We start from the raw sequence: 20,875 nt of genomic DNA on the forward strand, positions 1-20,875 counted from the left end.
GGCTGCCTCTGGTCCAGGATCACTGCCCGAAGGGCCGGATCGTCAGCGCCACCCGCCGGTTCTCCTGCCGCCCCGCGGCCGTGGCGTTGCTGGCGATCGGCTGGGTCTCTCCGGCACCGCCGATGTTGATCCGCGGCGGATAGACCCCGCGCGAGGAGATGTAGTCGGCGACCGAGCGCGCCCGCGCCTCCGACAGCCGCTGGTTGTACTCGGCCGACCCGGTGTTGTCAGTGTGGCCGATCACGTCGATATAGGTGTCGGTGTACTGGTTCAGCGTCGCCGCGACGCTGTCGAGCGGGCCGTAGAATTGCGGCTTGATGGTCGCGGAATCGGTGGCGAAGGTGACGTCGCCCGGGATGTCCAGGATCAGGTTGTCGCCGCGGCGGGTGACATCGATGCCGGTACCGGCGAGGTTGCGCCGCAGATCGGCCTGCTGCCGGTCCATATAGGCGCCGAGGGCGCCGCCCGCGAGCGCGCCGATGCCGGCGCCGATCAGGGCTCCTTCACCGCGGTTGCCGCCGCTGACCAGCGCGCCGATGCCCGCACCGGCCAGACCGCCGGCGGCCGCCCCGCCGATCGTGTTCCGCGAGCTGTCGAACTGGCAGGACGCGACCGCCGCGGCCAGACCGACCACGACCAGGCATTTATGGATACGCATGGCACCCTCCCTCGACAGCATCAGATTGAGGATCGGTGCGAGGCGGCGTTCGTCAAGCGCAATCAGTTCCGCAGCACGATACAGGCGCCGCCGGCGCGGCGCAGGCGGCTGCAGAACTGGTTGCCCTCGGCCCGGCTCTGCGCCGGCACGCTGACCCGGTAGAAGCGTCGCGTGCCCATGCTGAGCATGCGGGTGCCGACGATCATCGGCTGGATGCCCGCCATCAGCTGCGGAAAGCGCCGGCGGACGCGGTTGTAGGACGCCAGCGCCCGGCCCTTGGAGAAGTTGCCGGCGATCTGCACGTGCCAGGGCGCGGTCGGCGAGACCAGCTCGTCCCGGTCCGCCTCGGTCTTCAGCGACGCCAGCAGCTCCAGGCAGGATTTCGAGCTGCCGTCGAAGCTGGGGATGCTGCCGTCGGCCTTCGGCATCCAGTCGTCGGCCGGGCGCTTGGTGATGAAGAGGACATAGTCCTCGGTCTCCAGGGGCAGGAAGCCGCGGCCGCCGATCCAGCTCGCGACCCGGTTGGGGCCGGCGTTGTAGCCGGCGGCGGCGAGGCCGAGATTGCCGAACTGGTCGCGCAGCTCGGCCAGGAAGGCGGCGGAGGCCGGCAGTGCCGTCTCCGGGTCGAACGGGTCGGCCAGGTCGCGCAGCTTGGCGGTACCGGGCATGAACTGGGCGACGCCCTGCGCCCCCTTCGGGCTGACCGCGCGCGGCCGGAACCGGCTCTCCTTCCAGATCAGCCGGGTGAAGAACTCCAGCGGCAGGTCCTCGGCGGCGGCGGACTGCTCGATCAGCCGGCACACCGCCTGCTCGACCGTCTCGTCCTTGCCCTGCGCCGCACCGGCTGCCGACGACAGCAGGGCGCAGGCGATCGCGATCCAGCCAAACGAACGCATGCGCAGCCACACCACCGTCGAATCGAGCACCGGCAATTCCGCAAGGATATTGCGATTTGATGCCGCCGTCGCCTCCACCTTAACCGGTATTGACGGCATTCGATGCATTCGCCCAAAGTGGTCGGGATGTCAGACCAATTTTGCCGTTCCACTGCATAGACAACCGCCACCGCGATGTCCGCCCGCCCCCGCCCCGCCCTGCTGCCGGTCCGCACGCCGACGCGTGACGAAGCGGCCCTGGCGGCGATCGCGGAGCATGTCGAGCGCGCCGGCATCAAGCCCGGTGAGCGGCTGCCGCCGGAACGCGAATTGGCCGAGCAGTTGCAGGTCAGCCGCTCCACCATCCGCGAGGCGCTGAAGCGCTGGGAGGGCCTCGGCATCGTCGAGATGCGCAAGGGCAGCGGCACCTATCTCAAGGTGCCGGTCTCGACCGCCAGCATCCACATGCCGCTGACCATCGACCGTGCCTCCGACGTCGCCACGCTCTTGCACACGCTGGAGGTGCGGCGGGCGCTGGAGGGCGAGGCCGCGGCGATCTGCGCCCGCCGGGCGACGGCCGAGCAGATCGCCGAGATCGGCCGCCGCCTCGACATCATGGAGGCGCACCACACCAAATACGGCGACGCGCCGGAGCAGGACTGGGAGTTCCACCAGTCGATCTTCCGCGCCACCGAGAACCCGATCTTCGGGCAGATCCTGGCCAGCATGCGCGATGCCTTCCACCGCTTCTGGGAGAACCCGCTGGACATGCCGGATTTCGCCGGACGCACCTTCCCCTATCACCGCGTGATGTACGACGCGATCGTCCGGCGCGACCCGGACGGCGCGCGCAACGCCGCCCTGACCATCATCGACATGGTCGATGAGGACATCCGAGACGCCGATCGCAGACGGACCCGATGACCGACGATTTTCCCGTCCCCGGGGAGTACGGGGTCGCCACCACGCTGGCGCATGACGACAGCTTCCCCGCCGGCGCGGTGGTGCCGCCGATCTATCAGACCTCGCTGTTCACCTTCGCCAGCTATGCGGAGATGGAGGCGACCTTCTCCGGCCAAGTGCGGCGCCCGGTCTACTCCCGCGGCGACAACCCGACGGTGCAGGAGTTCGAGCGCAAGGTGGCGGCGCTGGAGGGGGCCGAGGCGGCCCGCGGCACCGCCAGCGGCATGGCGGCGGTCAGCGCCGCCGTGCTCAGCATCGCCGGATCCGGCGACCGCATCCTCTGCACCCGCCACGTCTATGGCGACGCCTACCGCCTGTTCGAGAAGCTGCTGCCGCGGCTCGGCATCGCCGTCGAGTATGTCGACGCGAGCGACCCGGCCGCGGTCGAGGCCCGGCTGCCGGGGGCGAAGCTGCTCTATCTCGAGAACCCGACCTCGATGATGTTCGAGCTGCAGGAGATCGGGCGGCTCGCGGCCCTGGCCAAGGCGCACGGCGCGGCCACCATCATCGACAATTCCTGGGCGACGCCGCTGTTCCAGCAGCCGATCCGGCACGGCGTCGACCTGGTCGTGCACTCGGCCTCGAAATACCTGTCGGGCCACAGCGACACGGTGGCCGGGGTGATCGCCGGCTCGGCCGAGCGCATCGCCCGGATCAACGACCTGACCCACCCCTATCTTGGCGGCAAGCTGTCGCCCTTCGAGGCCTGGCTGCTGGTCCGCGGCATGCGCACCCTGCCGCTGCGGATGCGCCAGCACCAGGAGAGCGGCCTGACCATCGCCCGCCGCCTGGCCGAGCACTCGCTCGTTACCCGGGTGCTGCACCCGGCCTTCTCCAACCACCCCGGCGGCGCCACGCTGACCGGCCACAGCGGCCTGTTTTCCTTCGAAGTGGAGGAGAAGGTCGACGTGGTGCGGCTGGTCGACGGGCTGAAGCTGTTCAAGCTCGGCGTCAGCTGGGGCGGGCATGAGAGCCTGGTGGTCCCGGCCCGGGCCACGCTGCGCCAGGCCCAGGGCCCGAACTCCTTCGCCGCCTTCGGGGTCTCGCCGCGCCTCGTCCGGCTCGCGGTCGGACTCGAGGACACCGAAGATCTGTGGGCCGATCTCGACCGTGCCCTCGCAGGGTCCGTGAGTTGACGGGAGGGTCATCGCCGTGCCCATCCGAATCATCCGTCATGGCGAGGCGCGAAGCGACGCGGCCATCCAGGGGCCGATGCGAGCGGCCCTGGATGGCCACGCCCCTCCGGGGCTCGCCATGACGGTTCAAGATTTCGTACCGCCGATCTGACTTTCGACACCGCAAACAAGGGAGGCAAAAAAGTGAAACGTCTGATGCTCCTGGCCGGCCTGGCCGCGATCGCCTTCACCGGCCCGGCGCTGGCCGACACCAACCTGAAGCTGGTCGAGGTCATCACCAGCCCGCAGCGCACCGAGTTCCTGAAGGGCCAGATCGCCAAGTTCGAGGCCGCCAATCCGGGCGTGAAGGTCGAGATCGTCTCGCTGCCCTGGGGCGAGGCCTTCGAGAAGTTCCTGACCATGGTGCAGGCCGGCGAGACCCCGGACATCGCCGAGATGCCGGAGCGCTGGATGTCGCTCTACGCCAACAACGGGCAGCTCGAGGATCTCGGCCCCTACATTGCCAAGTGGGACGAGGCCTCGACCCTGAGCGACCGGACGGTGCAGTTCTCGAAGACCGTGAACGACACCCCCTACATGGTGCCGTACGGCTTCTATCTGCGCGGCCTGTACTGGAACAAGAAGATGTTCCAGGAGGCGGGGATCCAGGAGCCGCCGAAGACCCTCGACGAGTTCATGGAGGTATCGAAGAAGATCGCGGCGCTGGGCGGCGGCAAGACCGGCTACTGCCTGCGTGGCGGCAAGGGCGGCACTGGCGGCACCGCCTTCTTCATGCTGACCATGGACGGCAAGGGCACGTTCTTCAACGAGGACGGCACCTCGACCCTGGGCGACGAAGGCGCGGTCAAGGGCATGCAGTTCCTGGTCGACCTGTACAAGGCCGGCGGCGCCCCGAAGGACAGCCTGAACTGGGGATTCAACGAGACCGTCACCGGCTTCTACTCCGGCACCTGCGCGATGCTGGACAACGACCCGGACGCGATGATCGGCATCCTCGACCACATGAAGCCCGAGGACTTCGCAGTGGCGCCGATGCCGCTCGGCCCCGGCGGCCACGCCTATCCCTCGATCGGCTATGCCGGCTGGTCGATGTTCGCCAACAGCGAGCACAAGGAGGAGAGCTGGAAGCTGATGTCCTTCCTGCTCGACGCCGACCAGAACATCGAATGGGCCAAGTTCGTCGGCGTGCTGCCGATCCACAAGGGCGCCGAGAAGAACGAGCATTTCGCCGGCGAGCGCTATGCCGGCTGGTTCCAGGAGATGAACGACCCGCGCTGGCAGCCGATCCCCTGGCCGGCCCATCTCGAGGAGTTCGGCTACTTCTTCGACGTGATGTCGGTGCAGAGCTTCCAGGAGGCCCTGCTGGGCCAGAAGCCGGCCGCCGACGTGGCCAAGGAATGGGCCGACTACCTCACCGCCGCGCAACAGAAGTTCCTGGCCAGCAAGAAGTGATGCGTGTGGCCGGACGCTTCGACCTGCGGCCATTCCCAAGCCGTCATGGCGAGGCGCGCCGCGCCGTGGCCATCCAGGGGCCGGTGCGAGCGGCCCTGGATGGCCACGCCCCCCATTTGGACTCTGGGGCGGGGCTCGCCATGACGGGTTCAAAGATGCGATGGCGAGTATGACCATGACCCATGCGATCCCGGGCGCCCGCCCGGGATCTTTCCGCCGCGCGCTGGGCCATGCGCTGGAGCCCTGGCTCTATCTCAGCCCGGCCATCATCCTGCTGACGCTCAGCATGCTGGTGCCGCTGATCGTCGGGCTGTCCTATGCCTTCCAGAATTTCGGACCGTTCGGGAAGAGCACCTGGATCGGGCTGAAGAACTTCGAGACGCTGCTCGGTGACGCGAATTTCTGGCGGGCGCTGAAGAACACGGTCTGGTGGACCGTCGGCAGCCTGGTGTTCCAGTTCTTCGGCGGCCTCGGCCTCGCTTTGCTGCTGAACCGGGACTTCCCGGGGAAGCGGCTGACGCAGGCGCTGGTCTTCCTGCCCTGGGCGGTGCCGACCTTCCTGTCCGGCCTGGTCTTCGCCTGGCTGTTCAACCCGGTGGTCGGCCCCCTGCCCTACTGGCTGGCCGGCCTCGGCCTGCTGCCGGAGCCGTCCAACATCCTGTCCGATCCGGACCTGGCCATGTGGGGGCCGATCCTGGCCAATATCTGGTTCGGCATTCCGTTCTTCGCCATCACCCTGCTCGCCGCACTGCAGGCGATCCCGTCCGACTACTACGAGGCGGCGGCGATCGACGGCGCCACGGCTTGGCAGCGCTTCACCAGGATCACCATCCCGTTCCTGGCGCCGACCATCGCCATCACCGTGCTGTTGCGCACGATCTGGATCGCCACCTTCGCCGACCTGATCTGGGTGATGACCAATGGCGGCCCGGCCAACGCCACCAACATCCTGTCGACCTACATCTTCGCCCAGGCCTTCTCGCGGCTGAACTTCGGCTACGCCTCGGCCGTGGCGACGGTGCTGCTGCTCCTCCTCCTGCTCTATGCCGCGATCCTGATCCGGATGCGCAAGAGCCTGCTCGCGGAGCAATGAGATGACGCCAAGACCATGACCATCGTCGGACGTTCCCGCCTCGGCCGCCTCGCCAGCGGCACCGGCTTCTATCTCGGCATCGGCGCCTATCTGCTGTTCGCCCTGTTCCCGCTGTACTGGCTGGTCAAGATCTCGGTCACGCCGACCCAGCTCCTGTTCTCCGAAGGCATCACCTTCTGGCCGTCGGAGTGGACGCTGGGGAACTTCGGTTCGGTCCTGACCGCCAGCAACTTCCCGCGCTACTTCCTGAACAGCGTCATCGTCTCGATCGCCACCGCGGCGGTGGTCACGCTCTGCGCCTCGGCCTCCGGCTACGCCTTCTCGCGCTTCCGCTTCAAGGCCAAGCCGGCGGTGATGTTCGTGCTGCTGCTGACCCAGACCTTCCCGCTGGTGATGATCATCCCGCCGGTCTACCGGCTGATGGCGCCGCTGGGCCTGACCAACAACCTGATGGGGCTGATCGTCATCTACAGCGCCTTCAACGTCGCCTTCGCCACCTTCCTGATGCAGTCCTTCTTCGACGCCATCCCGAAGGACCTGGAGGAGGCGGCGATGATCGACGGCTGCAGCCGTTTCCAGGCGCTGCGCCGCGTGGTGCTGCCGCTGACTCTGCCGGGCATGGGCGCGACGCTGGGCTTCGTCTTCACCGCGGCCTGGAGCGAGCTCCTGTTCGCGCTGATGCTGATCAACTCCGACAGCCAGAAGACCTTCGCCGTCGGCCTGCTGACCTTCGTCGCCAAGTTCGGCGTCGACTGGGGGCAGATGACCGCGGCCTCGGTGCTGGCGCTGATCCCGGTCTGCATCTTCTTCGCCGTGATCCAGCGCTATCTGGTGCAGGGGCTGACGGCCGGTGCCGTCAAAGGATGAGCTGTTCCCTGCGGGCTTGAACGCGGCGCCGAAACGTCCGAGCGTGTCGGCGCCACCGGAGGGAACCGATCATGCCGCAGCATCATCTGCCTGCCTCGGCCGCGACCTGCGCCTGGGGTTATTTCGACGCCGCGCGCGAGCCGGTGCTGACGGTCGACAGCGGCGACACGGTCGTGATCGACACCGTGACGGGCGGGCCCGAGGTGCTGCCGACCGGCGGCTTCCACATCCCGCCGGAATTGTATGAGATCCATGAGCGCTGCGACCGGTCTACGCCCGGCCACATCCTGACCGGTCCGGTCGCGGTCCGCGGCGCCAGGCCCGGCCAGGTGCTGGAGGTGCGGATTCTCGACGTCTCGCTGCGCCAGGACTGGGGCTACAACGTGATCCGGCCGCTGGCCGGCACCCTGCCGTACGATTTCGAGGAAACGCGGCTGCTGCACATCCCGCTGGATGCGGAGCGCGGCACCGGGCGACTGCCTTGGGGCCTGGACCTGCCGCTGGCGCCCTTCTTCGGCGTCATGGGCGTGGCGCCGCCGAAGAGCTGGGGCCGGATCGGCTCGATCCAGCCGCGCGCCCATGCCGGCAACATCGACAACAAGGAACTTGTCGCCGGCACCACCCTCTACCTGCCGGTGTTCAACGACGACGCCCTGTTCTCCTGCGGCGACGGTCACGGCGCCCAGGGCGACGGTGAGGTCTGCGTCACCGCGATCGAGACCGCGCTGCAGGGCACATTCCAGCTGATCGTCCGCGACGACCTCGGCTTCGCCTACCCCCGCGCCGAGACCCCGACCCACCACATCACCATGGGGATGGATCCGGACCTCGACCGCTGCGCGGAGATGGCGCTGCGCGACATGATCGTGCTGCTCGGCGAGACCGCCGGGCTGTCGCGCGAGGACGCCTACACCCTATGCAGCCTGGCCGGCGACCTGCGCATCACCCAGACGGTGAACGGCTGCAAGGGCGTGCACATGATGATGACGAAGGATTTGCTGCGGCGATGACGGTGACTCGATCGACATCCTGCGGCCGCCGCGAGGCGGTACGGCTCGCCGGCTCCGTCCTGCTGGCCCTCTCGGCAGGCCCGGCCGCCGCAGCGTCGCTTGGTGACTGGCTCGGTGGCGCCGGCATGGCCGCCCGTTTCACTGCGGCCGGAATCCCGGCCAAGGCTTATGCGATGGGCAGCACATCGATGATGCCGACGTTGGGAGAGAAGGACGTCCTTCTGGCCGACCTGCGCGCGGCAGGGACCGTGCCCGGCCGCGGCGAGATCATCGTCTTCCGGCCGCCAGGGCCCGAAACGGTCTTCGCCAAACGGGTTATCGGGGTGCCAGGCGATCGGATCGCCCTGCAGGCCGGGCGGCTGGTCCTGAACGGCAAGGCCGTGGAGCGGCGTTCGAAGGGGCAGGTGGAACTGGACCTGCCGATGGGGCCGACACAGGTCTCGATCTATGAGGAGGCGCTGAGCGGCGTCCGGCCGTATGAGATCGCCGAGATGTCCGACAACGGCCTACTGGACGACGTTCCCGAGCGCGTGGTTCCGCCGGACGCCGCCTTCGTGCTCGGCGACAATCGGGACAACTCAATGGACAGCCGCATTGCCGATGTGGGCCCGATCCCGGCCAGGGCCATCATTGGCCGGGTGGTCTATCGGCTGCGGCCCGATTCCGGCTGGCTGGTACCGCCGGAGAGCGTCCCCGGGCTGGGCTGAGCCCGGGGGGCTCGGATAATCAGTCACGCGGCTGGGCGACGGTGCGCAGATACGGCTTCAGCGTCTTGAAGCCCTCCGGGAACTTCTGCTTCGCCTCCTCGTCAGAGACCGAGGTGACGATGATCACATCCTCGCCGTTCTTCCAGTCCGCCGGGGTCGCCACCTTGTGCTTCGCGGTCAGCTGCAGCGAGTCGATCACCCGAAGGATCTCGTCGAAGTTGCGGCCGGTGGTCATCGGATAGGAGATCACCAGCTTGATCTTCTTGTCCGGGCCGATGACGTAGACGTTGCGCACCGTCTGGTTGTTGACCGCGGTGCGGCCCTGCGAGGTGGTTCCGGACTCCGCCGGCAGCATGCCGTAGAGCTTCGACACCACCAGCTCGGAATCGCCGATCACCGGGAAGTTCGGGGCGGCGCCCTGGGTCTCCTCGATGTCCCGGGCCCAGCGTTCGTGATCGCCGACCGGGTCGACGCTGAGGCCGATCACCTTGACGTTGCGCTTGTCGAATTCCGGCTTGAGCTTGGCCACGGCGCCGAGCTCGGTGGTGCACACCGGGGTGAAATCCTTGGGATGCGAGAACAGCACGCCCCAGGACGAGCCGAGCCAGTCGTGGAAGCGGATCCGCCCCGCGGTGGTCTCGACTTCGAAATCGGGCGCGTCCTCACCAATCGCGAGCGGGCCGGCCATATTTACCTCCACTGTGTGTTAATTTCGCAATTTTACCGCGCCGCGGGTCCAGTGTCATCAGGAGCGTAGCCCTCGGCCGCGTCCGGCACGGGATCGCTGACCTCCGGAAAGTCTTCGCCCAAGGGCCTCATCGTCTTGAGCAGCGCCACCAGTCCGCGCCTGCGCACGGGCTCGATCACCAGGCGGGCGCCGTCGCGGTGCATGATCGCCTCAGTTCCGGGGAGTTCGAATTCCACAGGGATTCGGACCGCCTGGTTGGGGCCATTGCGGAACAGCTTCACTCGTTTCGGCTCAGCCATAGGCCACCTCGAATATAGGCCTCGGAGACATGTGCCGCCGCGAGTCTTACGACAAGATCGCGGATGGCACCTTCCATGCCTGTCGTCTCGTTGACAGGCGTAAGGCGCGACCCGATGATGCGCGCGTCTTGCCGGGGTGCCCGAGCGGGGGCTGAGAGGCGCGCCAGCGCCAACCCGACGAACCTGATCCGGGTCATGCCGGCGGAGGGAGGACGAGACGACGCCTCAGGCATCGACAGTTTCCCTTTCCGCCCGACATTGCCCCGCGGAGGAAACGAGATGCGCCTGATTGCCGCCGTCCTGCTGACGGCCCTGAGCTCCGCCGTCGCCGGGCCGGCTGCGGCCGAGCCCCCGGTGCTCAAGGTCTACACCTACGAATCCTTCACCGCCGAGTGGGGGCCGGGCCCGCAGGTGAAGAAGGCGTTCGAGGCCGAATGTGGCTGCACGCTGGAGTTCACCTCGGTCGAGGACGGCGTCGCCCTGCTGTCGCGGCTGAAGCTGGAGGGCAAGTCCAGCCAGGCGGACGTGGTGCTGGGCTTCGACACCAACCTGACCGCCGAGGCGACGGCGACCGGGCTGTTCGCGCCGCACGGCATGAAGCTGGAAGGCCTGTCGCTGCCCGTCGCCTGGACCGACCCGGTCTTCGTTCCCTATGACTGGAGCTACTTCGCCTTTGTCTACGACAAGACCAAGGTGCCGAACCCGCCGCAGAGCCTGCACGACCTGGTCGAGAACAGCGACCTCGAGCTGACCATCCAGGACCCGCGCACCAGCACGCCGGGCCTCGGCCTGCTGCTCTGGGTGAAGCAGGTGTACGGCGACAAGGCGCCGGAGGCCTGGGCCAGGCTGAAGCCGCGCATCCTGACCGTCACCCCGGGCTGGAGCGAGAGCTACGGCCTGTTCCGCAAGGGCGAGGTGCCGATGACCTTCAGCTACCTGACCTCGCCGCCCTACCACGTGATCGCGGAGAACGACAGCAATGTCGGCGCCGCGGTGTTCAGCGAGGGCAACTACCTGCAGGTGGAGGTCGCGGCCAAGCTGGCGTCGTCCAGGCATCCCGAGCTTGCCGACAGGTTCCTGGCTTTCATGCTGAGCCCGGCCTTCCAGGATCTGCTGCCGACGACGCAGTGGATGTTTCCGGCGGTGACGCCGAAAGCCGGCCTGCCCGATGCCTACAAGGCGCTGCCGACCCCGGTAAAGGCGCTGCTCTATGCACCTGAGGAGGTCGCCGCCAACCGCGCCGCCTGGATCGCCGAATGGCTGCAGGCGACCAGTCGTTGAGCGATCGTCGATTGGGTTCGTCACGGCGAACCCAATCGACGGCGCACCGGATCGCCTCCCTCCCCGGCCTCCTGGCCCTCCTCGGCATCGCGGCGCTGATCGGCACCGCGGCGACGGGTCTTGTCCGCGCCGCGTCGGAGTTTGATCTGCTGGCGGTCTGGGCCGATCCGTATCTCTGGTCGGTGCTGCGCTTCACCGCGCTGCAGGCCGGGCTGTCGGCGCTGATCAGCGTCGCCGTCGCCATCCCGGTCGCCCGCGCCCTGTCGCGTCGCCGCTTCCGCGGCCGGACGCTGCTGCTGCGCCTGTTCGGCCTGCCGATGATCGTGCCCGCGGTGGCCGGCGCCTTCGGCATCCTCACCGTGTTCGGCCGTTCCGGCTTGCTGGCCGATCTGTTCGCGACGCTGGGGCTGACCATCCGGCCGAACATCTACGGCCTGACCGGCATTCTGCTGGCCCATGTCTTCTTCAACATGCCCTTCGCCGTGCGCGTGCTGCTCTCGGCCTGGGGCACGATCCCGGCCGAGAGCTGGCGCCTGGCGTCGATGCTGGGGCTGCACGGCGCCGACCTGTTCCGGCTGGTCGAATGGCCGATGCTGCGGCGCCAGCTTCCCGGCTTGGCGGCACTCGTCTTCCTGCTCTGCTTCACCAGCTTCGCCGTGGTGCTGACGCTCGGCGGCGGCCCGGCCTCGGCGACGATCGAGATCGCGATCTACCAGGCGCTGCGCTTCGACTTCGACCCCGGCCGCGCCGTCGCCCTGTCGCTGCTGCAGATCGGCCTCTGCGCGCTGCTGGTGCTGGCGGCGATGCGTCTGACCGGCCGGGTTGCCGACGAAGGCGGCGTCGGGCGCCCGGTGCTGCGCGGCGACGGCCAGACCCCTGTCGCCCGCGCGATCGACGCCGCCGTGCTGATCCTGGCCGCCGGCTTCGTGCTGCTGCCGCTGGCCGCCATCCTGGTCGAAGGGCTGGCCGGGATCGGCAAGCCGATCCTGTCCAGCGCCGCCCTGTGGCGCGCCGCCGGGCGCAGCCTGGCCGTCGCCCTCGGCGCCGCCACGCTGGCCCTGGTGCTGGGCTGGGCGTTGGCGCACAGCATCGCCGCGCTGCGCATCGGCCGGCGTCGCCGCCGGCTGGCGCGGATCTTCGAGCTGAGCGGGACGGTGGTGCTGGTGGTGCCGCCGCTGGCGCTCGGCGCCGGCCTGTTCGTCATGCTGCTCGGCACCGCCGATCTGCGGCGCTGGGCGCTGCCGGTCATCGCCGCGACCAACGCGCTGATGGCCCTGCCCTTCGTGCTGCGCCTGCTGGTCGGCGCCGCCGAACTGGCGCAGCACCGGCATGGAAGGCTGGCCGACAGCCTGGGCCTGTCCGGCTGGGCCCGGCTCAAGCTGGTGGAATGGCCGCTGCTGCGCCGGCCGGCCGGCTTCGCTATGGCGATCGCCGCGGGCCTCGCCTTCGGCGATCTCGGCGCCGCCGCGCTGTTCGGCGGCGACGGCAACGAGACCCTGCCTGTGCTGGTGGCGCAGTTGCTCGGCGCCTACCGGCTGCAGGAGGCGTCGACCGTGGTGCTGCTGCTGGTGCTGATGGGCCTGGCCCTGTTCGGCCTGATCGAGAGGATCTTCGGTGGCCAGGAACGCAATTGAAATCGAGGGTCTGACCTATCGCTACGAGGCGATGGAGATGCGCTTCGACCTGGCGGTCGAGGCCGGCACCTTCGTCGTGCTGTTCGGGCCGAGCGGCGCCGGCAAGAGCACGCTGCTGAACCTGATCGCCGGGTTCGAGGCGCCACTGTCCGGCACCTTGCGCCTGCTCGGCCGCGACGTGCTGGGCCTGCCGCCGGCGGCCCGGCCGGTCACCACCTTGTTCCAGGACCATAATCTGTTCCCGCACCTCTCTGCGGCGAAGAATGTGGCTCTGGGCTTGCATCCGGGCAGGCTGACCTCGGCCGAGGCGGCGCAGGTGGCGGAGGCGCTGGCCCATGTCGATCTGGAAGGGCTGGAATCGCGCCGCCCGGCGGAGCTGTCCGGCGGCGAGCGCCAGCGCGTCGCCTTGGCCCGCAGCCTGGTACGCGACCGCCCGATCCTGCTGCTGGACGAGCCTTTCGCCGCGCTGGGCCCGGCGCAGCGGCGCGAGATGGTGGGGCTGGTCGACCGGCTGCGGCGCGAGCGCGGCCTGACCGTGCTGATGGTCAGCCACCAGCTCGACGCCCTGCCCGGCATCGAGGCGCAGGCCGCCTTCGTCGAGGACGGCCGCATCGCCGCCACCGGCCCGGCGACCGAGCTGCTGACCCGCCCCCCGCTGCCGGAGATCGCCGACTATCTCGGCTACGTGGGGCCGGCGGGCGATTGACTCACGGCCCCGCGTAGAACACCAGCGACACCAGCACGAACAGCGGCAGCAGGATGCCGCAGGACCAAGCCATGTAGCCGAAGAAGCTGGGCATCTGCACGCCGCGCTCCTGCGCGATCGAGCGAACCATGAAGTTCGGCGCGTTGCCGATATAGGTGTTGGCGCCCATGAACACGGCGCCGGCGGAGATGGCGCCGAGCGTTGCCGCCCACGGCCCCATCAGGTGCTGCGGATCGGCCCCGGCCATGTTGAAGAAGACGAGATAGGTCGGCGCGTTGTCGAGGAAGCTGGACAGGGCGCCGGTCAGCCAGAAATAGGCTAGGTTGTTCGGGTCGCCGGTGCCGCCGACGAGGTCGACCAGGTCGGCCAGCGCCCCGTCGCGGCCGGCGCGCAGGATCGCGATCGCCGGGACGATGGTAACGAAGATCGCGGCGAATAGCTTGCCGACCTCGATGATCGGAAACCAGTTGAAGTCGTTGAGCCGCCGGCTCTCCTTCGAGGTCAGCACCCAGGACAGGCCGATGATGGCGAGCAGCAGCAGGTCGCGGACCAGGTTCTGCAGCTCCACCGGCACGTGATAGACGGTCAGCGCCACGCCCGGCCGCCACACGCCGCTCAGCAGAACGGCACCGACGACGCCGACCAGGAGCAGCAGATTGATCCCGCCCTCGAGGGCGAGCGGCACCCGCGGCTCCGGCGGCACCTCGCGCAGCTGTCCCTCGCGCCGGAACAGCACGGTGTCGATGGCGAAGTAGAGCGCCAGCAGGATCACCGAGCAGAACAGCATCGGCGCCAGCAGATGCGCGGTCGGCCAGAAGAACGACACGCCCTGCAGGAAGCCGAGGAACAGCGGCGGGTCGCCCAGCGGCGTCAGGGCGCCGCCGATATTGCCGACCAGGAAGATGAAGAACACCACGGTGTGGACGCGGAAGCGCCGGTTCTCGTTGGCGCGCAGCAGCGGCCGGATCAGCAGCATGCAGGCGCCGGTCGTGCCCATCCAGCTGGCGATCGCGGTGCCGATGAAAAGGATGCCGAGATTGACAACGGGCGTGCCGACCAGCGTGCCCTTGATCCGCACCCCGCCGGCGACGACGAACAGCGCCGCCAGCAGGATGATGAAGGGCAGATATTCGGTCAGGGCGACGGCCACCACCTCGAACAGCGCCAGATCCGCGCCGTGGACGGCGGCGAAGGGCAGCAGGAAGGCCAGGCCCCAGAAGGCGGCGATCTTGCCGAAATGCCGGTGCCAGAAATGTGGCCGGATCAGCGGGAACAGCGCGATCGACAGCAGGATGCCGATGAAGGGGATGATCCAGGCGAGGCCGAGCTCCGACCCGTCCAGATGCGGCGCCCCGTCGGAGGCCGCCCGGGCCGGTGCGATCGACATGAGCATCGCGGTCCCCGCCGCGATGCTTCCCAGGCAGCGGCGGGCATGTCGGAGCACCGGCATGAACATCCCTTCTTGCTTCGTGATTTCGGCGGCCGGAGTATGGCGGCGAAGGCCGGTGCAGCCAACCTTTTCCGGCCGCGATCGAGACGCTTCGGCCGGCACGCCCAAGGTAGGGTTGTCGCGCCCGGTGGCCCGCACTAGCTTCGACAGGACGGAGCCGACCGGCTCGAGACGAGGGAATCACGCCATGGAAATGACGGGCGAGCATCGGATCGCGGCGCCGCGGTCGGTGGTCTGGGAAGGACTGAACGACCCCGAGGTGCTGCGCCGGTCGATTCCCGGCTGCGACAGCCTGGAGAAGACCTCGCCGACCGAGATGGCGGCGACCGTCACCGCCAAGGTCGGGCCGGTCAAGGCCACCTTCGCCGGCCAGGTCACCCTGTCCAACCTGAACCCGCCCGAGAGCTACACCATCTCCGGCGAGGGCAAAGGCGGCGCCGCCGGCTTCGCCAAGGGCGGCGCCGACGTGAAGCTGGTCGAGGACGGCGACGGCACCCTGCTGCAATACACGGTGAAGGCCAATATCGGCGGCAAGCTGGCCCAGCTCGGCGCCCGGCTGATCGACGGCACCGCCAAGAAGATGGCCGACGACTTCTTCACCCGTTTCGCCGCCGAGATGGCGCAGCGCGCCGGAACCCCGACGCCCGCCCCCGCCGCGGAACCCCCGCCGGCCGAGCCGGCGCCCGAGATCCCGGTGCCGATCCCGGTCCCGACCGAGGAGACCATGACCCCGCCGAGTCCGGCCGAGGCGCCGAGCTTCGGCACCGCCGAGCCGGTGCCTGCGCCGCAGCCGGTGCCCGCCGCAGAGCCGACGCCGAAACCCGAGCCTGCCGCTGCCCAGCCGCCCCGCCCGGCGACGCCTTCCCCGCCCGCCGAGGAGCGGCGTGGCGGGCTGCCTCCGGCGGTCTGGATCACCGCCCTGGTCGTGATCGTGCTGGTGCTGCTGTATCTCTATTTGTAACGCAGGCGGAACCGACCTTCGGCCCGCTTGACCGATCGTCGGACGAAACCTTAGCCTTCCTTCCGGGTGGCCCGATCGGGCACCGCAAGCGGCGTGCAACAGCCGCAGCCGGTGCCCGGCGGCCTGACGCCAGCTTGGGAGGAATGAATGACCACCACCGTGACCCTGACGGTGAACGGGAGGTCGGTGACGCGGCAGGTCGAACCGCGGACACTGCTTGTCCAGCTTCTGCGCGAACACCTGCAGCTCACCGGAACGCATGTCGGCTGCGACACCAGCCAGTGCGGCGCCTGCGTCGTCCATGTCGACGGCCGGTCGGTCAAGTCCTGTACCATGCTGGCCGTCCAGGCCGAAGGCAGTTCGGTGACCACGATCGAGGGCCTGGCGGCGCCCGACGGCACGCTGCACCCGATGCAGGAGGCCTTCCGCGAGAATCACGCCCTGCAATGCGGCTTCTGCACGCCCGGCATGGTGATGAGCGCCGTCGACCTGCTGCAGAACAACCCCAACCCGACCGAGCACGAGGTGCGTGAGTGGCTGGAGGGCAACATCTGCCGTTGCACCGGCTACCACAACATCGTCAAGGCCGTCCTCGACTGCGCCGCCAAGTCCGGCGGCCAGCGCATCGCGGCCGAATGAGGGGGGCACGGTCATGGCACCCGACGGCATCGGCGCCCCGCTGCGCCGCAAGGAGGACTATCGCTTCCTGACCGGCAACGGTCACTACACCGACGACATCAACCGCCCCGGCCAGGCCTACGCCTATTTCCTGCGCTCGCCGGTGGCGCATGCCCGGATCCGCGGCATCGACAAGAGCGCGGCCGAGGCCTCGCCCGGCGTCATCGCCGTCTTCACCGGCGACGACCTGGCGAAGGACAAGGTCGGCGGTCTGATCTGCGGCTGGCTGGTCAAGTCGAAGAACGGCGAGCCGATGAAGGCCGGGCCGCATCCGGCCCTGGCCCAGGGCAAGGTGCGCTATGTCGGCGATCATGTCGCCGTGGTGATCGCCGAGACCAAGGACCAGGCCAAGGACGCGGCCGAGAAGATCGAGGTCAGCTACGAGGAGCTGGCGGCCGTCGTGCTGCCCGAACGGGCCCGCGACGCCGGCGCGGCCCTGGTGCATGACGACATCCCGGCCAACACGGTCTATGAGTGGGAACTGGGCAACAAGGCCGATGTCGAGGCCGCCTTCGCCCGCGCCGCCCACGTCACCAGGCTGGACCTGCAGAACAACCGTCTGATTCCGAACGCGATGGAGCCGCGGGCGGCGATCGGCGAGTACGACCGCGGCTCGGACAGCTTCACCCTCTACACTACCAGCCAGAACCCGCATGTGGCGCGGCTGGTGCTGTCCGCCTTCGTCGGCATCGCGCCGGAGCACAAGCTGCGGGTGATCGCGCCCGATGTCGGCGGTGGCTTCGGCTCGAAGATCTTCATCTATGCCGAGGAGACGGTCTGCGTCTGGGCGGCGAAAAAGGTCGGCCGGCCGGTGAAGTGGACCGGCGAGCGCAGCGAGAGCTTCCTGGCCGACGCGCATGGCCGCGACCACGTCACCCACGCCGAGCTGGCGATGGACCAGGACGGCAGGTTCTTGGCGCTGCGCGTGCACACCACGGCCAATCTCGGCGCCTATCTCTCCACCTTCGCCAGCTGCGTGCCGACCTTCCTCTACGCGCCGCTGCTGTCCGGCCAGTACGCCATCCCGGCGATCTATTGCGAGGTCGACGGCGTCTACACCAACACCGCGCCGGTCGACGCCTATCGCGGCGCCGGGCGGCCGGAGGCGACATACGTCATCGAGCATATCGTCGAGCTGGCGGCGCGCGAGCTGAAGCTGGACCCTGCGGAGATCCGCCGCCGCAACTTCATCCAGCCGAACCAGTACCCGTACCAGACGCCGGTGATCATGACCTATGATTGCGGCGACTACCCGAAGGCGCTGGAGGAGGCGCTGAAGCTGGCCGACTATGCCGGCTTCCCGGCCCGCAAGGCGGAGAGCGCCAGCCGCGGCAAGCTGCGCGGCATCGGCTTCTCCAGCTACATCGAGGCCTGCGGCATCGCGCCGTCGGCGGCGGTGGGCTCGCTCGGCGCTGGCGTCGGGCTGTGGGAATCGGCGAAGATCCGGTTCAACCCGACCGGCAACGTCACCATCCACACCGGCAGCCACAGCCACGGCCAGGGCCACGAGACGACCTTCGCCCAGCTGCTGTCGAGCTATCTCGGCGTGCCGGCGGACCAGGTCGAGGTGGTGCACGGCGACACCGACAAGACGCCCTTCGGCATGGGCACCTACGGCTCGCGCTCGCTGGCCGTCGGCGGCTCCGCCATCGTCAAGGCGGCGGAGAAGATCATCGCCAAGGGCAAGAAGATCGCGGCGCACCAGCTCGAGGCGGCCGAGGCCGACATCGAGTTCAAGGACGGCAAGTTCACCGTCGCCGGCACCGACCGGGCCAAAACGATCCAGGAGGTCGCCTTCGCCGCCTATGTGCCGCACAACTACCCGCCGGGAGTCGAGCCGGGGCTGGAGGAGAGCGCCTTCTACGACCCGATCAACTTCACCTTCCCGGCCGGCACCCAGATCTGCGAGGTCGAGGTCGATCCGGACACCGGCGTTGTCACCGTCGCCAACTACACGGCGGTCGACGATTTCGGCCGGGTGATCAACCCGATGATCGTCGAGGGCCAGGTGCATGGCGGGGTGGCCCAGGGCATCGGCCAGGCGCTGCTGGAGAACTGCGCCTACGACCCTGAGACCGGGCAGCTGCTGACCGGCTCCTACATGGATTACTGCATGCCGCGGGCGGACGACCTGCCGAGCTTCAAGGTCGGCATGATCGAGACCGTCAACCCCTCCAACCCGCTCGGGGTGAAGGGCTGCGGCGAGGCCGGGGCGATCGCGGCACCGGCGGCGCTGATGAATGCGATCACCGACGCGATCGGCCGCGACATGAACATGCCGGCGACGCCGGAGCGGGTGTGGCGGGCGATCCACGCCGACCGCCCGGCCATGGCCGCCGAGTGAGGAGACCACGATGTACGCGTTCAACTATCACAAGGCGTCCTCCGCGGCCGACGCGGTGGCCAAGCTGACCGCCGCCGCGGACGGCAAGTTCCTGGCCGGCGGCATGACCCTGATCCCGACGCTGAAGCAGCGCCTGGCCTCGCCCTCCGACGTCGTCGACCTCGGCGGCGCGGCGGAGCTGAAGGGGATCAAGGAGGAGAGTGGCGGCCTGACCATCGGCGCGATGACCACCCACGCCGATGTCGCCGCCTCCGACGTCGTGAAGCGGGTGATCCCCGCCCTCGCCGCCCTGGCCGGCGACATCGGCGACGCCCAGGTGCGCAATCGCGGCACCCTCGGCGGCTCGGTCGCCAACAACGATCCCAGCGCCGACTACCCGGCGGCGGTGCTGGCGCTCGGGGCGACGGTGCGCACGACCAAGCGCGAGATCGCGGCCGACGACTTCTTCCAGGGCCTGTTCACCACGGCGCTGGAGGAGGACGAGCTGATCACCGCGGTCCACTTCCCGAAGCCGGAAAAGGCGACCTACGTCAAGTTCGACAACCCAGCCAGCCGCTACGCCATGGTCGGGGTGTTCGTGACCAGGACCGCCGGCGGCATCCGCCTCGCCGTCACCGGCGCCGGGTCGGACGGCGTGTTCCGCTGGGCCGAGGCCGAGCAGGCGCTGGCCGGCAATTTCTCGGCCGCAGCGCTGGACGGGCTGTCGGTCGATCCCGCCGGCATGAATGGCGACATCCATGGCTCGGCCGAATATCGGGCTCATCTGGTCAAGGTGATGGCCAAGCGCGCGGTCCAGGCCGCCGGCTGAGTCCTCTTTGAGCCATCGAACGGCCCTCCGGGACCATCCCGGCGGGCCGTTTCGCTAGCTGGCGCTGGGGCAGCGACACATCGTCGGATCGGCGCCGCAGGCCGCTTCCGTGGTCGGGCAGGCGACGCCGCCCGGGCAGATGTCGCCGAGCTGCGGGTTGCAGAAGGTTGCCGGCTGGCGCTGCGGCGGCAGCTCCGGACCCGTGCCCGAGGGGCAGAACACCATCTCGTACTGCACCGTCGCCGCGCAGTTCACCGCACCGACGCCATCGTCATAGGCGTAGGCGTAGGAATTGCAGACCTCGTGGACGGTGTTCACGTAGTTGGTCTTCGGCGCCACCGCCGGGATCGGCGTGCCACCGATGGTCTTGCCGGTCGAGCTGCATTGCTGTGGCGACACCGACCAGGGCTCGCCGGCCGCGGTGGGGCAGCAATAGAGCTGGGCCTGGTCGGACTCCGGCGTCAGGTTCCCGAACTGCTCGCTGCGGCCCAGCCACTGACCACTGGTCAACAGCGTGCACGGGCTGAAGCAGCCGACCACCTTGGACGTGTCGGTGTAGGCGCCATAGGCGAGCGACAGGTCGGATACGGCGATGCCGTTGATCTCCGGATAGGTGCCCGCCGAGGACAGGTCTTCGCCCGTCGGGCATTGCCCAACATCGAGGCCGCTGCAGTCGATCTTCGTCACCGGCTTGCCGCCCTGGTCGGTGCAGCTGCCGTTCGGATCGTTCTTGACCAGGACCGTGTAGGCGAAGGTGTAGCCGTCGACCGCCGAGGCGTCCCAGGAGGTCGTGGCCGGCAGCGGCTGCTGGTTCGACGGGTTCAGCGCGCACTGGCTAGAATCATCCAGCTGGCACCCCCATGTGGCCTCGAACTTGCTGTCGATCGGCGAGTCGTAGACCGTCTGCGTGGTCTGGTCGCCGCCGCTGACCGCGTTCGACACCCCCACGCTCTCGCCGATGCCGCAGTTCCACCCCTTGCTGTCGCAGGCCGCCTTGGCCCAGAACCGGGTGGAGGCCAGCCCGGCCTCGGGAATCGAGTAATCGTAGGATGCTCCTTGAGCGATCGGCACCACCACCGGGTCGTTCGTCCGATGGGCGTCATCCTGCTGGATCCAGATCGGATAGGGGCACTGGTTGGTCACTCGTAGGAGGCTCGTCTGCGTCTGCGCCAAGGCGCCGTCGGCGACCAGCAGCAAGGTCGCGAGGATCGCGGTCCCGCGGCGGATGCGCGCTGCGGGGAAGGCCGGGAATTCGGTCGTCATGG

20 protein-coding genes and 1 riboswitch are annotated in these 20,875 nt (G+C 68.8%); of the genes, 14 read left to right on the top strand and 6 right to left on the bottom strand.

Features of this window, described 5'->3' with window-relative positions; all coding sequences use genetic code 11:
• Window positions 1-19: 19 nt before the first annotated feature.
• Window positions 20-658: a YiaD family glycine zipper/OmpA-like lipoprotein gene (locus G537_RS0113950; RefSeq protein WP_081688799.1), complete on the bottom strand. Its 639-nt coding sequence runs from the start codon at window positions 656-658 to the stop codon at window positions 20-22.
• Between the two features lie 62 nt (window positions 659-720).
• Window positions 721-1,584, bottom strand: coding sequence for a lytic transglycosylase domain-containing protein (locus G537_RS0113955; RefSeq protein ID WP_211230377.1), 864 nt, complete (start codon window positions 1,582-1,584; stop codon window positions 721-723).
• 144 nt (window positions 1,585-1,728) lie between these two features.
• Here G537_RS0113955 and G537_RS0113960 point away from each other — a divergent pair, with 144 nt between their 5' ends.
• From G537_RS0113960 to lepB, 7 genes are all read left to right on the top strand, one after another.
• On the top strand, window positions 1,729-2,457 hold the full coding sequence (locus G537_RS0113960) for a FadR/GntR family transcriptional regulator (RefSeq protein ID WP_026870646.1): 729 nt from the start codon (window positions 1,729-1,731) through the stop codon (window positions 2,455-2,457).
• Window positions 2,454-3,632: a PLP-dependent transferase gene (locus G537_RS0113965; RefSeq protein WP_026870647.1), complete on the top strand. Its 1,179-nt coding sequence runs from the start codon at window positions 2,454-2,456 to the stop codon at window positions 3,630-3,632. The genes G537_RS0113960 and G537_RS0113965 overlap by 4 nt, the downstream gene beginning before the upstream one ends.
• Window positions 3,633-3,815: 183 nt before the next feature.
• The gene (locus G537_RS0113970; RefSeq protein WP_026870648.1) at window positions 3,816-5,084 is read left to right on the top strand and encodes an ABC transporter substrate-binding protein; all 1,269 of its coding nucleotides are present in this window, start codon (window positions 3,816-3,818) and stop codon (window positions 5,082-5,084) included.
• 169 nt (window positions 5,085-5,253) lie between these two features.
• On the top strand, window positions 5,254-6,177 hold the full coding sequence (locus G537_RS0113975; protein ID WP_245579023.1) for a carbohydrate ABC transporter permease: 924 nt from the start codon (window positions 5,254-5,256) through the stop codon (window positions 6,175-6,177).
• Window positions 6,178-6,192: 15 nt separating this feature from the next.
• Complete coding sequence (locus tag G537_RS0113980; protein ID WP_026870650.1) at window positions 6,193-7,044, top strand: carbohydrate ABC transporter permease; 852 nt, start codon at window positions 6,193-6,195, stop codon at window positions 7,042-7,044.
• 71 nt (window positions 7,045-7,115) lie between these two features.
• Window positions 7,116-8,054 (top strand): acetamidase/formamidase family protein, encoded by a 939-nt coding sequence (locus G537_RS0113985; RefSeq protein WP_026870651.1) that lies wholly within the window; start codon window positions 7,116-7,118, stop codon window positions 8,052-8,054.
• Window positions 8,051-8,761: a signal peptidase I gene (gene lepB, locus G537_RS37935; protein WP_162146108.1), complete on the top strand. Its 711-nt coding sequence runs from the start codon at window positions 8,051-8,053 to the stop codon at window positions 8,759-8,761. The genes G537_RS0113985 and lepB overlap by 4 nt, the downstream gene beginning before the upstream one ends.
• Before the next feature lie 19 nt (window positions 8,762-8,780).
• Here lepB and G537_RS0113995 read toward each other — a convergent pair whose 3' ends face one another.
• Together G537_RS0113995 and G537_RS37940 are read right to left on the bottom strand one after the other, a co-directional pair.
• Window positions 8,781-9,449: a peroxiredoxin gene (locus tag G537_RS0113995; protein ID WP_026870652.1), complete on the bottom strand. Its 669-nt coding sequence runs from the start codon at window positions 9,447-9,449 to the stop codon at window positions 8,781-8,783.
• A gap of 32 nt (window positions 9,450-9,481) precedes the next feature.
• Window positions 9,482-9,748 (bottom strand): antitoxin, encoded by a 267-nt coding sequence (locus G537_RS37940; RefSeq protein ID WP_051248404.1) that lies wholly within the window; start codon window positions 9,746-9,748, stop codon window positions 9,482-9,484.
• Between the two features lie 122 nt (window positions 9,749-9,870).
• A riboswitch (TPP riboswitch) is annotated at window positions 9,871-9,975 on the top strand.
• 52 nt (window positions 9,976-10,027) lie between these two features.
• On the opposite strand from G537_RS37940, the gene thiB reads away from it, so the two are divergent.
• Genes thiB through thiQ form a run of 3 tightly spaced genes read left to right on the top strand, consistent with a single transcriptional unit; the run spans window position 10,028 to window position 13,369 of the window.
• Entirely contained in the window at window positions 10,028-11,029 is a 1,002-nt protein-coding gene (gene thiB, locus G537_RS0114005; protein WP_026870653.1) for a thiamine ABC transporter substrate binding subunit, read from the top strand.
• Window positions 11,005-12,663 (top strand): thiamine/thiamine pyrophosphate ABC transporter permease, encoded by a 1,659-nt coding sequence (gene thiP, locus G537_RS0114010; RefSeq protein WP_081688801.1) that lies wholly within the window; start codon window positions 11,005-11,007, stop codon window positions 12,661-12,663. The genes thiB and thiP overlap by 25 nt, the downstream gene beginning before the upstream one ends.
• Window positions 12,644-13,369, top strand: a complete 726-nt coding sequence (gene thiQ, locus G537_RS0114015) for a thiamine ABC transporter ATP-binding protein (RefSeq protein ID WP_211230378.1) — start codon at window positions 12,644-12,646, stop codon at window positions 13,367-13,369. The genes thiP and thiQ overlap by 20 nt, the downstream gene beginning before the upstream one ends.
• 1 nt (window position 13,370) lies before the next feature.
• Here the strand turns inward: thiQ and G537_RS0114020 are convergent, their stop codons facing one another.
• The gene (locus G537_RS0114020; protein ID WP_245579024.1) at window positions 13,371-14,756 is read right to left on the bottom strand and encodes a sodium:proton antiporter; all 1,386 of its coding nucleotides are present in this window, start codon (window positions 14,754-14,756) and stop codon (window positions 13,371-13,373) included.
• Between the two features lie 250 nt (window positions 14,757-15,006).
• Between G537_RS0114020 and G537_RS0114025 the strand changes: the two genes are divergently transcribed.
• The 4 genes from G537_RS0114025 (at window position 15,007) to G537_RS0114040 (ending at window position 19,610) form a co-directional block, all read left to right on the top strand.
• The gene (locus tag G537_RS0114025; RefSeq protein WP_026870657.1) at window positions 15,007-15,780 is read left to right on the top strand and encodes an SRPBCC family protein; all 774 of its coding nucleotides are present in this window, start codon (window positions 15,007-15,009) and stop codon (window positions 15,778-15,780) included.
• A gap of 147 nt (window positions 15,781-15,927) precedes the next feature.
• Window positions 15,928-16,419: a (2Fe-2S)-binding protein gene (locus G537_RS0114030; RefSeq protein ID WP_026870658.1), complete on the top strand. Its 492-nt coding sequence runs from the start codon at window positions 15,928-15,930 to the stop codon at window positions 16,417-16,419.
• A 13-nt stretch (window positions 16,420-16,432) separates the two neighbouring features.
• Window positions 16,433-18,802, top strand: coding sequence for a xanthine dehydrogenase family protein molybdopterin-binding subunit (locus tag G537_RS0114035; protein ID WP_026870659.1), 2,370 nt, complete (start codon window positions 16,433-16,435; stop codon window positions 18,800-18,802).
• A gap of 10 nt (window positions 18,803-18,812) precedes the next feature.
• Window positions 18,813-19,610, top strand: a complete 798-nt coding sequence (locus G537_RS0114040; protein ID WP_026870660.1) for an FAD binding domain-containing protein — start codon at window positions 18,813-18,815, stop codon at window positions 19,608-19,610.
• Between the two features lie 54 nt (window positions 19,611-19,664).
• Here the strand turns inward: G537_RS0114040 and G537_RS0114045 are convergent, their stop codons facing one another.
• On the bottom strand, window positions 19,665-20,873 hold the full coding sequence (locus tag G537_RS0114045; RefSeq protein ID WP_026870661.1) for a glycoside hydrolase 64/thaumatin family protein: 1,209 nt from the start codon (window positions 20,871-20,873) through the stop codon (window positions 19,665-19,667).
• Window positions 20,874-20,875 lie beyond the last annotated feature (2 nt).

It is taken from the genome of Inquilinus limosus DSM 16000 (assembly GCF_000423185.1).
Classification (GTDB): domain Bacteria; phylum Pseudomonadota; class Alphaproteobacteria; order DSM-16000; family Inquilinaceae; genus Inquilinus; species Inquilinus limosus.